Below are 11,706 nucleotides of genomic sequence, written 5' to 3' on the forward strand. Positions count from 1 at the left end.
CGCCCGCCCCGCGCCCGTCGCGTGGCCCCGCCGACAGCGCGGCCGACGATGACGAGCGCATCGCCTGAGCTTCTTTCGACAAGACGACCGTGAGGAACCCCGACCATGAGTGACACAGAGGCAGCGCCCGCGCCCAAGAAGAAGGGCAAGATGAAGATGATCCTGCTGATCGTCGTCGGCGTCGTCGTCCTGCTGGGCGGCGGCATCGGCGCCGGCCTGTATGCCGCCGGCTCCGGGCTGGTCGGCGGCGGCGGCGGCAAGCACGAGGAGAAGGAGGACCCCAACAAGCCGCATCTGGTCCCCAAGGCCGAGCAGAAGCGCGCCGGTGAAGGCGGCGGCGAGGGCGGCGAGCACGGCGGCGGCGGCGAAGGCGGCGGCGGCGGCGAACATGGCGGCGGCGAGGGCGAGGCCAAGGAGGAGCACGTCGGCGCCCCCACCCCGCACGGTTCGGGCGGGGAGGAATATGCCTCCAACTATTATGCAATGGAGAAGGAGTTCACCGCCAACCTCCAGAACTCGATCCATTTCGTCCAGGTCGGCGTCGCCATTTCGACCCCCTATGACGACAAGGTCATCAACAATCTGAAGACCAACGACATCGCGGTACGCTCCGCGATCCTGATGACGCTGGGCGACACGACCGAGGACCAGGTGTTCACCAGCGCGGGCAAACAGCAGCTGCAGAAGCGGCTGGCGGGCGCGATCAACGCCGTTCTGAAGGAAAAGGAGGGATTCGGCGGGATCAGTAACGTCTACTTTACCAATTTCGTTGTTCAGTGACCGGGCATGGTTAACGAGCCCGCAACCCCCGAATCCGGAGTCGTCTCCGGCGCGTCCGACCGGCGCGAACGTACCCGAGCCGACGCCCTCGTCAGCCCGGTGACGCTCGGCGCCGGTCCCGCCGGGGGTGCGGGCGGTGCGGCCAAGCTGCATCCGTTCGGCGATCTCCACACGCTCCAGCATCTGTCGGCGCGCGCCGCGCGCGGGGTGCGCCAGACGTTCGAGGGCGTGTGGCGCACCGAAACGCGCGTCTGGGCCGAACCGCTGGAGGTGCTTCGGCTGGCGGACTACCGGCTGGCGCGCGGCGACCTGCTCACCGCATGGGTGCCGCTGTCGATGGACGGTCGCCCGCTGCTGTGCGTGATGGACGGTACGTTCATCTTCGAGCTGATCGACATGTTCTTCGGCGGGCGCGGCGACGTGCCGCCGATCATCGCGCAGGAATTCACCCCCGCGGCCGACGCGCTGATGGCGCGGATCGCGCCGTCGCTGGCGCGCGCGCTGGAGACCGCGTGGGAACCGCTGGCCCCGGCACGGTTCGAGGCGGAGCGCTGCGAACTGGGCGCCGGCCTCACCTCCGCGATCGAGGCGGATGAGGTGGTGATCGCCACCCGCTTCGGGATCGCGCGCGGCGCCGGCAAGCCCGCGCTGCTCGACGTGCTGTACCCGGTCCAGACGCTCAAGCCGCACACCGTCGCGCTGACCGGAAAGGTCGTCGCCAAACCGACCGGGGTCGATGCCGAATGGCAGACCGCGCTGACCCGCGCCGCGATGGCGGTGCGCGTGCCGGTCCGCTCGGTACTGGCCGAACCGACGATCTCGCTCGCGCGGCTGATGGACCTGAAACCCGGCGACGTCATCCCGATCAGCTTCGGCACCGACGTGCCCGTCCACATCGGCGGGATGCCGCTGGGGATGGGCACCGTCGGCACCTCCAACGGCCGCGCCGCCATCCGCATCACCAAGCTTGAAGGACCCGTGCAATGAACGACATGACCGGGGGGTTCCCCGTCGAATCCGCCGTGGCCGCCAACATGCGGCTGCTGCAGGACGTCGACGTCAAGCTGACGGTGGAGATCGGATCGACCACGCTGTCGCTGCGCGAGCTGCTGGCGCTGGGCGAGGCGAGCGTGATCGAGCTGGACCGCAAGGCGGGCGAGCTGCTGGACGTGCTGGTCAACGGCACGCTGATCGGCCGCGGCGAGGTGGTGACCGTCGGCGAACGCTTCGGCGTGAAGATGACCGAGCTGGTCGCCCCCGAAAAGCGCGGCTGAGGCGCCCGTCCGATGATGTGGACCTATATCCTGAAGCTGATCGTGCTGTTGCCGCTGGTGTGCGGACTGATGATCGGCTGCCTGTATCTTTGGCGCAAGCTGGAGACGCGGATGCCCGGTCGTACCGCGACACGCATGATCGCGGTGCGCGAGACGATGATGATCTCCCCCGGCGTGCGCCTCGCGGTGCTCGATTTCGAGGGCAAGCGCCTGCTCGTCTCGGTCGCACGCACCGGCGTCACGCTGGTCGATACCTCGGCCACGCGCGTGCCGATCGGCGGCGACGCATGAGCACGGCTCCAATCACCGTCACCCGCACCGGGCGCGGCCCCGCGCTGATCGCGCCGGCGCGTCCGCGCGCCGCGGGCGGCTGGTGGCGGCTCGTCCTGGCACTGGTCGCGATCGGCATCGCGCTGGCGGTCGCCATGCCCGCCTTCGCGCAGGGCGCCGCCCCGCCGCCGGGCGCGCCCGCCGCGCCCGCGCCGGGTGTCGGCGATGCGATCGACCGCGCGCTGGGCCAGCTGTCGACCGGCGCGGCCAGCCCCGCCGGCTCGCCGGGCAACGGCTCGCTGTCGCTGTCGCTGCAGGTGCTCATCATCATGGGCCTACTCACGGTGCTGCCGGGCATCGTGCTGATGATGACCAGCTTCACGCGGATCATCATCGTCCTGTCGATCCTGCGCCAGGCGATGGGGTTGCAGCAGACGCCGCCCAACCAGGTGCTGATCGGCCTGTCGCTGTTCCTCAGCTTCTTCATCATGGCGCCCGCGATCAACCAGATCAACGCGACCGCGATCCAGCCCTATGCCGCGGGCCGGATCGGCGGCACCGATCTCATCAAGACCGCCGGCGCCCCGCTCCACGCCTTCATGGCGAAGCAGACGCGGGTGAAGGACGTGACGATGTTCGCGGACATGGCCAAGTCCGGCCCCTATGCCAGCCCCAACGATATCCCCTATTCGGTGCTGCTGCCGGCGTTCGTGACGTCGGAGCTGAAGACCGCGTTCCAGATCGGCTTCCTGATCTTTCTGCCGTTCATCGTCATCGACCTGGTCGTGGCGACGGTGCTGATGGCGCTGGGCATGGCGATGCTCAGCCCGACGATCATCTCGCTGCCGTTCAAGCTCCTGCTGTTCGTCCTTGTCGACGGCTGGGCGCTGACGATGGGCAGCCTCGCCAATTCCTTCGCCACCTGACGCCCCCCGGACAGGAACCGACGCCATGCATCCGCTGGTCGATGCCGACTATTTCCTCACCCTCGCCAACCAGACGATGTGGGTGCTGGCGCTCGCCGCCGCGCCGCTGCTGGTCCCCGCGCTGCTGTCCGGGCTGATCCTGGGGATGGTGCAGGCCGCCACCTCGATCAACGAACAATCGCTCAGCTTCATCCCGAAGCTGATCGTCGTGGCCGTGTCGATCATGGTGTTCGGCGCGATGATCCTGGGCCTGCTCAGCGATTTCACCGCCGAGATCTTCGCGCGCATCCCCGATCTGGTACGGTAACGACCGATGACGGCGACCACCCCCGGATCGCCCCGCCCCGCGCCCGCGTGGCGCGTGGCGCGCGTGCACGCGCGGACCGCGTAATGCTCGGCTTCGGCCTCGCGATCGAGCCGCAGCTGTGGGCGCTGCTGTTCGTGATGGTGCGCGTCGGTGCCGCGTTCGTCGCCGCGCCGGTATTCGGCAACGTCTCCGTCCCGGTGCAGGTGCGCGTCGCGCTGTCGGGCGCGGTGGCGATCCTGGTGCTGGGGACGAACACGATCGCGGTGCCGCCGACGGTGTTCGCGCTGTCGACCTTCCTGTCGGTCGCCGCGGAGGCGCTGGTGGGACTGGCGCTCGGCTTCGTCGTGCAGATCGCCTTCGCCGCGCCGCTGGTCGCGGGCGAGATCATCGGCGGTTCGATGGGGATCGGCTTTGCCAGCATGATGGACCCCACCACGGGGCGTTCCAGCCCGGCGGTCAGCCAGTTCCTGTCGATCCTGCTCACTTTGCTGTTCCTGTCGCTCGACGGGCATCTGGTGCTGGTCGATATGGTCGCCAAAAGCTATCGCGCGCTGCCGCCCGGCGCGGCGTGGATGACCGCGGGGCAGATGCGCGACATCGCGCTGTTCGGCGGCTACGCCTTCCTGGCGGGGCTGCTGCTGGCGCTACCGGTCGGCTTCCTGCTGCTGTGCCAGAACATCGTCATGGGGATGCTGTCGCGCTCCGCGCCGGCGCTCAACCTGTTCTCGGTCGGGCTGCCCGCCAGCCTGGCGGTGGGGGTCATCACGCTCGGCATCGCGCTGCCCGCGATGGGCGATTACATGCAGGTGATCGTGCGCGAGGGGCTGGCCGCGGCGCAGAGCCTGGTGCTGCTGACGACGGGAGGCTTCTGACATGTCGGAGGAAGCCGCCGGCGACAAGACAGAAGCCCCAACCCAGAAGCGCAAGGACGACGCCCGCGACAAGGGCGATATCCTCAAGAGCCGCGAATTCGCCACCGCGCTCGTGGTGCTGGCGGGCACCGCGTGGATGATCTTCTTCGGCCCCGGGCTGATCGCGGCATGCCGCGCGGTGATGCGCGCGAGCTTCACCTTCGGGCGTACCGACGTGGAGGATTTCCAGCCGTTCCGCCCGCTGGTGGAGGCCGGATGGAAGGTCGCACCGCCGGTCGCGATCCTGTTCGCGATCACCATCGCCGCCGCGATCGTCAGCCAGGCGGGGCTGGGCAGCCTGCGCTTCAACGCCTCGCTGATGGCGCCCAAGGCGCAGCGCATCAATCCCGCCAACGGCCTGAAGAAGATCTTCGGCATGAGCGGCTGGATCGAACTGGCCAAGTCGATCCTGAAGGTCGTGCTGCTCGGCGCGATCGGCGCGTGGATGATGTGGAAGACGGCGCATTTCAGCTTCGGGCTGGCCGCGTCCAACCTGCCGGTCGCGCTCGCCTCGCTGGGGGAGACGCTCAACGGCGTCATGCTGGCGATGGCGGCCGGGTTGCTCGGGATCGCCGCGCTCGACGTGCCGACCCAGATCCTCCAGCTGCTGCGCAAGCTGCGCATGACCAAGCAGGAGGTGAAGGACGAGAACAAGGAGAGCGAGGGCAATCCCGAGATGAAGGGCCACCTGCGCCAGAAGCAGCGCGAGGTGCTGTCGGGCGGGATGCGCAAGGCGATCGCGGAGGCGCATGTCGTGCTGACCAACCCGACGCATTTCGCGGTCGCGCTGCGCTACGATCGCGGGCGCGATCAGGTGCCGGTGGTGGTCGCCAAGGGCCGCGGCGCGACCGCGCTGGCGATCCGCGAGCGCGCGAGCGAGATCGGGCTCCAGATCCTCGAATATCCCGCGCTGGCGCGCGCCGTCTATTACACCAGCCGCGAAGGGCAGGAGATCCGCGACGACCTGTACCTGGCGGTCGCCACCGTGCTGGCGTTCGTCTTCGGCCTTAACGCGCAGGCCGGCGGCACGATGCCGGCGATCGACGTTCCCCCCACCGCCCGGTTCGACGAAAATGGCGTCCAGCAGGCATAAAGCCCGCCGCCGTCCGGTCGTTTAGAAAGGACGATCATGGCTACCGTCAGCAGCACCAGCAGCAGCTCGTCCACGAGCACCACGTCCGCCGCGACGACGGCCAAGACGTCGGCGGCGGCGCTGGCCAGCAAGACCGCCAAGTCGCTGCTCGATTCGCTCAACGGCAGCGACAATATCGATACCGGCGCGCTGGTCGGCCAGCTGGTCGATGCGCAGTTCGCGACCCGCAAGGCGCAGCTGGCGGCCAAGAGCGATCAGCTGACCGCGCAGATTTCCGGCGTGTCGACGATCAAGGACACGATCGCCACCTTCACCAAGGCGGTGAAGTCGCTGGCCGACGGCGGCACACTGACGTCGCAGCCGGTCAGCAGCAACGCCGCGGCGATCACCGGCACGACGATATCGGGCGCGTCGATCGCGGACCTCAACACCACCATCAAGGTGACCGCGCTCGCCACCGCGCAGGTCAGCACCAGCGCTAAGGTGACGTCGCCGGGCGCCGCGACCTTCGGCACCGGCACGCTGACGCTGAAGCTAGGCACCGCCACCTACGGCAGCGACGGCCAGATGACCGGCTTCACCACCGGGACCAACGCCGACAATTCGGCCAAGTCGTTCGACATCGCGATCGATTCCAGCAACAACACGCTGTCGGGGATCGCCGCAGCGATCAACGCGAAGAAGACCGGCGTCACCGCATCGGTGCTGACCGATGCCGACGGATCGGCGTTCCTGTCGCTGAAGGGCGCGACCGGCACGCAATCGGCGTTCCAGCTGACCGCGGACGATCCGGCCAGCGACCTGGGCAGGTTCGACGTCCGCGCGCGCGGGTCCGGCGATCCGGCCACGCTGCCCACCAAGCTGACCGGACAGGCCGCCAATGCGGTGCTGGACGTCGATGGCGCCCGCGTCGAGCGCGCCTCGAACGAGGTGACCGATCTGGTCGCGGGGGTGAAGCTGTCGCTGACCGGCACCGGCACCGCGACGCTGACCGCCAAGCGCCCCACCGCGCAGCTGACCGACGCGGTCAAGGCGTTCGTGGAAACCTATAATCAGGTGCTGGCGGTCGTGAAGGAACAGACCGACCCGATCAACGGCAAGCTGCGCGGCGATACCGCGGCGCGCGCGCTCCAGCGCACGCTCCAGTCGCTGTCCAGCACCTCGCTGCTGCCCAATGCCGCCAGCGGCACGCCCTCCTCGCTCGCCGCGATCGGGGTCCGCACGCTCAAGGACGGCACGCTGGAGGTCGACGACAAGGCGCTGTCCGCAGCGATGACGCGCTCGCCCGACGCGATCGAGGCGATGTTCGCCTACAGCCCGGTCAGCAAGACCGGCCTGTACCAGGTGATGCAGTCGATCCAGCTCAACAGCAGCAGCTCACTGTACGGGCTGGGCGCCTCGACCAACGCCTATCGCCAGGCGCAGGCCGATCTGACCAAGCGGCAGTCGACGCTGGACGATCAGGTGACCCGCACGACCGATCGCATGACGCAGCAATTCTCCAGCATGGGCGCGCGCGTCAACGCCTACAAGACGACGCAATCCTTCATGGATCAGCAGATCAAGACCTGGACGAAGGGCTGACATGGCATACGCATCCGCCCTGTTGCGCGATCCGGCGCGCACCTATCGCGACATCGACCTGGCCGGGCGCACCGCCGCGGCCGATGGACCGGCGCTGGTGCAGCTGCTGTACGAGGAACTGATGCAGGCGCTGCGCGTCGCCGCCTGGGCCGCCGACCGCGACCAATATACCACCAAGAGCGAGCGCGTGACCCGCGCCACCGCGATCCTGTTCGCGCTGGAGGCGAACCTCGATTTCGAGCGCGGCGGCGCGGTGTCGCAGGCGCTGGCGCGCTTCTACGCCGGCTGCCGCAAGCAGGTGGTGGAGGCCGCGATCGGATCGAACGGCGACCGCTTCCGCGCGGTCGCCGCCGAGCTGGAGGAGATCGCCGGCGCGTGGCGACAGGCACGCGCCGCCTGAGCGGTTATCGTCCGGCCGACCGATCCAAGGCCGTCATCCCAGCGCAGGCCGGGATCTCCCGGCGACGGCAGCGGGCAGGAGCTGCCGGATCCCCAGCCTGCGCTGGGCCGACGGTTTCGATCAGGTGGGTCGAACGCACGATACGCGCTGACGCGCCCCCGCGCGCCTACCCGCGAAACCAGTGCCGCCGCAGGAAATAGATCGTCACCCCCGCCGCCACCGCGGCGCATATCCCCATCACCGCGTCAAACGCCCATGGCTGATCGGCATAGGGCAGCCCCTTCACGTTCATCCCGTACAGGCCGGTGATGAACGTCAGCGGCAGGAACACCATCGCGACGATCGCGATCACCAGGCTGCGCTGATCGAGCTGTTCCGCGCGCAGGTCGGTCAGCGCCTCGTGCATCAGCGCGGCCCGCTCGCGGATCGCCTCCACCTCCTCGGCCATGCGCGCCGCGCGGTCGGCGGCGGCGGCCAGATGCGCGCGGTCGTCGTCGGCCAGCCAGTCGCCCGGCAGCGCCGCCAGCCGTTCCAGCGCGGTCCGCTGCGGGTTCAGGAACCGGCGATAGGTGATCGATTCCGACCGCACCTTCGTCACCCCGCGGCGCAGTTCGAACACGCGATCGGTGCGCAGGCCCTGTTCGCAATCGTCCAGCCAGTCGCCCAGGTCGGCGACGACCGGGTCGAGATCCTCGGTGATCGCGGTGGCGAAGGCGGCGATCAGGTCGCCGGGATCGCGCAACTCGCCCGCCTTCACCGCCGCGATGACGTCTCCCATGGCGACCAGGTGCTTGCGCGTCACCGACACCACGCGGCCCTTGGCGGCCCAGATGCGGATCGACGCCAGCACGTCGGACGATCCGACATCCTCGTCGGTGCGCCCGCGCAGGTTCACGAACGCGCTGTCGCCCATCTTCTCGCAGCGCGGGCGCGTCTCCCCGGCGGTCAGCGCGTCGACGACATAGGCGGGCAGTTGCGCCTCGTCGCGCAGCCACGTCTGCGCATGGTCGGCGTTGGTGGTCAGGTGCACCCAGACAAACGGCGCCCCGCACGTCAGCGCGCCGGCGACCGGCACCTGCTCCGCGCGGCCCTCCGCCGTGATCCGCCACGCATAGCCGCTCATCGCATCATCGCCACATCGACCACCCGTTCCCCCGACTCCGCCGTCGCCGGGGGCGCGTCGGTCGCTTCGCGCGCGGCATCGGCGCGCGCGCGGTCCAGGATCGCGCGCGGCACGTCGGCGCGATGCGTCACCCGGTCCGCCCCCGCCAGCCAGCGCGCGTGGCGCAGCGTCAGGTCGTCGGGATCGCGCGACGCCAGCACGATCCGCCGCACCGCGCCCGCGCCATCGTCGCCGGTCAGCGCCGCCAGCACCTCCACGTCGCCGTGATCGTCGAGAGGATCGAGCGCGCCGCCCGGCGCCAGTGCCGCCGCGATCGCCCGCCGCCGCGCCGCGCCGTCGGGAAACCGCGCGCGCAGTCCCCCCCGCGCCGCATACAGCCCGCGCGCCAGCTGCCCCAGCGACGCGGGCAGCAGCCCCTCCAGCCGCTGGCGCAGCGCCGCCGCCAGCCCGGCGGACACGCCCCCGGTGCCGATCGCGATCAGCACCGGGTCGCGATCGACGATCGCGGGCAGCGTGAAATCGCACAATTCGGGGCGGTCGACCGCATTGACCAGCACCCCGCGCGCCTTGAGCCGCGCGACCGCCGCATCGTCGTCCGCGACGATCGCCAGCACCGCCGCGGCGTCGTCCTCGCCGACGATCCGCGCACCCGCGCGTTCCAGCAGTCGTCGCTTGGCGTCCGCCGCCTCGCCGTCGCCCACCAGGACGACGGCGCGCCCGGCCAGCCGCACGAACAGCGGCAGGCTGTTGAGCGGGGCGGGCGCGCTCACGCCGTTACAGCCACTCGGGAACGCGCTCGGCCGCCAGGATCGTCTCGGCCGCGATCCGGTCGGCGACCACGGCATAACGATCGCCATCGACCAGCACCTCGGGCACCAGCGCGCGGCTGTTGTACGTCGATGCCATCGTCGCGCCATAGGCGCCGGCGGTGCGGAACACCGCCAGATCGCCCTTCGCCACCCGGTCCACCTCGCGCGCCATCGCGAAGGTGTCGCCGGTCTCGCACACCGGGCCGGCGATGTTCGCGGTCATCCGCGCGCCATCGGGGGTCACTGCCGCGAAATCGTGCCATGCGTCGTACAGCGCCGGACGCGCCAGATCGTTCATCGCGGCATCGACGATGACATAGGGGTGGACGACGCCCGGCTTGACCCAGATCACCCTGGTCAGCAGCACGCCGGCATTGCCCGCAATCGCGCGCCCCGGCTCGAACATCAGCCGCACGTCCCAGCCCTTCGTCGCGCGCTCCACCATCGCGCCGTAATCGGCCAGCGTCGGGGGTACGTCGCCCGCCTTGTACGCCACGCCCACGCCGCCGCCCAGGTCGACGCGGGCGATCCGGTGGCCCGCCGCGCGCAGCTCGTCGACCAGCCGCTTGACCCGCGCATAGGCGGCCTCCAGCGGCGCCAGGTCCATCAGCTGGCTGCCGATGTGGATCGCCACGCCTTCCAGCGACAGGCCGGGCAAGCCCGCCAGCCGCGCGAAGATCGCCGGCGCCTGGTCGATCGGCACGCCGAACTTGTTCTCCTTGCGCCCGGTCGAAATCTTGGCGTGGGTGCCGGCATCGACGTCGGGGTTGACGCGCAGCACCGCGGTCGCGGTCAGCCCGCGTTCCGCCGCCAGCCGCGCCAGGACGACGCCTTCCTCCTCCAGCTCCAGGTTGAACTGGCCGATCCCGGCCTCCAGCCCGCGGACCAACTCCTCCTCGGTCTTGCCGACGCCCGAAAAGACGATGCCGTCGGCGGGCATCCCGGCCGCCAGCGCGCGCGCCATCTCGCCGCCGGACACCACGTCCGCGCCATAGCCTTCATGGGCCAGCACGCGCAGCACCGCCAGGTTCGGATTGGCCTTGATCGCATAGGCCAGGTGCGTGTCGGCGATCCCCGACAGGCCGTCGCGGAATTCCCGCGCGCGCTGCCGGAACGCCGCGGCGGAATAGACGTAGACGGGGGTGCCCACCTCGGCGGCGATCCGCGCCATCGGCACGCCTTCGCACCACAGCGCGCCGTCCTGGTAATGAAAATGATCCATGGTCGTCCGTATCGGGTCAGCTCGGGGGCAGGTCGAACGCGTCGTTCTGCCGTTCGTGCGAGCGGGTCATGATCTCGCTGTTGCGCTGCGGGCGTTCCTGCACCGACGGGGTCAGGAGGTCCGCGACGGTCGGCGTCGCAGGGGCGCCATACGGCGCTGCGGGCAATTGCTCACCCGCGGCCGGTTTCAGCGCCTGCGTCGATCCGCACGCCGCCAGCGGCAGCGCGGCCAGCAACAGGGACCAGCGTGCGCGCGTCATGTGTGCGCCTCGCGCGCGGCGCGGATCGCGGCGCGGACATTGTCGGGGGCGGTCCCGCCGAAGCTCCGCCGGCTCGCCACCGAGGCATCGACCGACAGCACGCCATACACCGCATCGGTGATCCGCGCGTCGATCGCCTGCAGGTCCGCCAGCGGCACCGCGTCCAGCGTGCAGCCCAGCGCCTCGGCCCGCGCGACCGCGCGCCCGGTGATGTGGTGCGCCTCGCGGAACGGCACGTTCGCCTCGCGCACCAGCCAGTCGGCCAGGTCGGTGGCGGTGGCATAGCCGCTTTCGGCGAGGCCGCGCATACGGTCGGTGCGGAAGGTCGCGCTTTCGATCATGCCGGTCATCGCCGCGATCGAGATCGCCAGCAGGTCATGGCATTCGAACACCGGCGGCTTGTCGTCCTGCATGTCCTTCGAATAGGCCAGCGGCAGCCCCTTCATCGTCACCATCAGGCTGACGAGGCAGCCGGAAATGCGCCCCGCATGGCCGCGCACCAGCTCGGCGGCATCGGGGTTGCGCTTCTGCGGCATGATCGAGCTGCCGGTCGACCATTGGTCGGACAGCGCGACGAAGCCGAACGGCTGCGACGCCCACAGCACGAATTCCTCCGCCAGCCGGCTGAGGTGGAGCGAGCATTGCACCGCCGCCATCAGGTAATCGAGCGCGAAGTCGCGGTCGCTGACCGAATCGAGGCTGTTGCGCGTCGGCCCGTCGAACCCCAGCGCCACGGCGGTCGCCTGCC

The 11,706-nt window shown here is 70.0% G+C and carries 15 protein-coding genes; 10 read left to right on the plus strand and 5 right to left on the minus strand.

All coding sequences use genetic code 11. The features are described 5' to 3' along the window. The first annotated feature begins 105 nt into the window (after nt 1-105). The 10 genes from AX685_RS07160 to AX685_RS07205 all read left to right on the plus strand — a co-directional run bounded on the left by AX685_RS07160 (nt 106) and on the right by AX685_RS07205 (nt 7,545). Complete coding sequence (locus tag AX685_RS07160) at nt 106-780, plus strand: flagellar basal body-associated FliL family protein (RefSeq protein ID WP_066486952.1); 675 nt, start codon at nt 106-108, stop codon at nt 778-780. 6 nt (nt 781-786) lie between these two features. Then, nucleotides 787-1,767, plus strand: a complete 981-nt coding sequence (locus AX685_RS07165) for a flagellar motor switch protein FliM (protein WP_066486954.1) — start codon at nt 787-789, stop codon at nt 1,765-1,767. Further along, complete coding sequence (fliN, locus tag AX685_RS07170) at nt 1,764-2,054, plus strand: flagellar motor switch protein FliN (RefSeq protein WP_066486961.1); 291 nt, start codon at nt 1,764-1,766, stop codon at nt 2,052-2,054. The genes AX685_RS07165 and fliN overlap by 4 nt, the downstream gene beginning before the upstream one ends. Before the next feature lie 12 nt (nt 2,055-2,066). Further along, nucleotides 2,067-2,345, plus strand: coding sequence for a flagellar biosynthetic protein FliO (locus AX685_RS07175; protein ID WP_066486962.1), 279 nt, complete (start codon nt 2,067-2,069; stop codon nt 2,343-2,345). After that, complete coding sequence (gene fliP / locus AX685_RS07180) at nt 2,342-3,250, plus strand: flagellar type III secretion system pore protein FliP (RefSeq protein WP_066486971.1); 909 nt, start codon at nt 2,342-2,344, stop codon at nt 3,248-3,250. Before AX685_RS07175 ends, fliP begins: the two co-directional genes overlap by 4 nt. A 25-nt stretch (nt 3,251-3,275) precedes the next feature. Next, entirely contained in the window at nt 3,276-3,557 is a 282-nt protein-coding gene (locus AX685_RS07185; protein ID WP_082740678.1) for a flagellar biosynthetic protein FliQ, read from the plus strand. A gap of 83 nt (nt 3,558-3,640) precedes the next feature. Next, a complete protein-coding gene (gene fliR, locus AX685_RS07190; RefSeq protein ID WP_066486999.1) occupies nt 3,641-4,429 on the plus strand; it encodes a flagellar biosynthetic protein FliR in 789 nt (262 codons plus the stop codon). Between the two features lies 1 nt (nt 4,430). Continuing rightward, a complete protein-coding gene (locus AX685_RS07195; RefSeq protein WP_066486973.1) occupies nt 4,431-5,561 on the plus strand; it encodes an EscU/YscU/HrcU family type III secretion system export apparatus switch protein in 1,131 nt (376 codons plus the stop codon). A 36-nt stretch (nt 5,562-5,597) separates the two neighbouring features. Further along, nucleotides 5,598-7,145 (plus strand): flagellar filament capping protein FliD, encoded by a 1,548-nt coding sequence (gene fliD, locus AX685_RS07200; protein ID WP_066486975.1) that lies wholly within the window; start codon nt 5,598-5,600, stop codon nt 7,143-7,145. Nucleotide 7,146: 1 nt separating this feature from the next. Then, nucleotides 7,147-7,545 carry a flagellar export chaperone FliS gene (locus AX685_RS07205; protein WP_066486978.1) on the plus strand — a complete coding sequence of 133 codons (399 nt, stop codon included), beginning with the start codon at nt 7,147-7,149 and terminating at the stop codon, nt 7,543-7,545. A 166-nt stretch (nt 7,546-7,711) separates the two neighbouring features. On the opposite strand, the gene AX685_RS07210 is transcribed toward AX685_RS07205, so the two are convergent. The 5 genes from AX685_RS07210 to argH all read right to left on the minus strand — a co-directional run. Beyond that, nucleotides 7,712-8,668 carry a CorA family divalent cation transporter gene (locus tag AX685_RS07210; RefSeq protein WP_066486980.1) on the minus strand — a complete coding sequence of 319 codons (957 nt, stop codon included), beginning with the start codon at nt 8,666-8,668 and terminating at the stop codon, nt 7,712-7,714. After that, complete coding sequence (locus AX685_RS07215) at nt 8,665-9,438, minus strand: precorrin-2 dehydrogenase/sirohydrochlorin ferrochelatase family protein (RefSeq protein ID WP_066486987.1); 774 nt, start codon at nt 9,436-9,438, stop codon at nt 8,665-8,667. The genes AX685_RS07210 and AX685_RS07215 overlap by 4 nt, the downstream gene beginning before the upstream one ends. A gap of 4 nt (nt 9,439-9,442) precedes the next feature. Then, on the minus strand, nt 9,443-10,699 hold the full coding sequence (gene lysA / locus AX685_RS07220; protein WP_066486990.1) for a diaminopimelate decarboxylase: 1,257 nt from the start codon (nt 10,697-10,699) through the stop codon (nt 9,443-9,445). A gap of 16 nt (nt 10,700-10,715) precedes the next feature. Beyond that, nucleotides 10,716-10,958, minus strand: a complete 243-nt coding sequence (locus AX685_RS07225) for a hypothetical protein (protein WP_066486993.1) — start codon at nt 10,956-10,958, stop codon at nt 10,716-10,718. Then, nucleotides 10,955-11,706 (minus strand): argininosuccinate lyase (argH, locus tag AX685_RS07230; RefSeq protein WP_082740682.1); only part of this gene is annotated, 752 nt, incomplete at its 5' end. The genes AX685_RS07225 and argH, both read right to left, overlap by 4 nt.

This window comes from Sphingomonas sp. CCH9-F2 (assembly GCF_001556735.1).
Lineage (GTDB): Bacteria > Pseudomonadota > Alphaproteobacteria > Sphingomonadales > Sphingomonadaceae > Sphingomonas > Sphingomonas ginsenosidimutans.

What these genes read in the sequence shown, in the direction of transcription:
- AX685_RS07160 (WP_066486952.1), top strand. Translation starts at nt 106, where the DNA reads ATGAGTGACACAGAGGCAGCGCCCGCGCCCAAGAAGAAGGGCAAGATG.
- AX685_RS07165 (WP_066486954.1), top strand. Translation starts at nt 787, where the DNA reads ATGGTTAACGAGCCCGCAACCCCCGAATCCGGAGTCGTCTCCGGCGCG.
- AX685_RS07210 (WP_066486980.1), bottom strand. Translation starts at nt 8,668, where the DNA reads ATGAGCGGCTATGCGTGGCGGATCACGGCGGAGGGCCGCGCGGAGCAG.
- fliR (WP_066486999.1), top strand. Translation starts at nt 3,641, where the DNA reads ATGCTCGGCTTCGGCCTCGCGATCGAGCCGCAGCTGTGGGCGCTGCTG.
- AX685_RS07195 (WP_066486973.1), top strand. Translation starts at nt 4,431, where the DNA reads ATGTCGGAGGAAGCCGCCGGCGACAAGACAGAAGCCCCAACCCAGAAG.
- AX685_RS07185 (WP_082740678.1), top strand. Translation starts at nt 3,276, where the DNA reads ATGCATCCGCTGGTCGATGCCGACTATTTCCTCACCCTCGCCAACCAG.
- fliN (WP_066486961.1), top strand. Translation starts at nt 1,764, where the DNA reads ATGAACGACATGACCGGGGGGTTCCCCGTCGAATCCGCCGTGGCCGCC.
- AX685_RS07225 (WP_066486993.1), bottom strand. Translation starts at nt 10,958, where the DNA reads ATGACGCGCGCACGCTGGTCCCTGTTGCTGGCCGCGCTGCCGCTGGCG.
- AX685_RS07175 (WP_066486962.1), top strand. Translation starts at nt 2,067, where the DNA reads ATGATGTGGACCTATATCCTGAAGCTGATCGTGCTGTTGCCGCTGGTG.
- fliP (WP_066486971.1), top strand. Translation starts at nt 2,342, where the DNA reads ATGAGCACGGCTCCAATCACCGTCACCCGCACCGGGCGCGGCCCCGCG.
- fliD (WP_066486975.1), top strand. Translation starts at nt 5,598, where the DNA reads ATGGCTACCGTCAGCAGCACCAGCAGCAGCTCGTCCACGAGCACCACG.
- lysA (WP_066486990.1), bottom strand. Translation starts at nt 10,699, where the DNA reads ATGGATCATTTTCATTACCAGGACGGCGCGCTGTGGTGCGAAGGCGTG.
- AX685_RS07205 (WP_066486978.1), top strand. Translation starts at nt 7,147, where the DNA reads ATGGCATACGCATCCGCCCTGTTGCGCGATCCGGCGCGCACCTATCGC.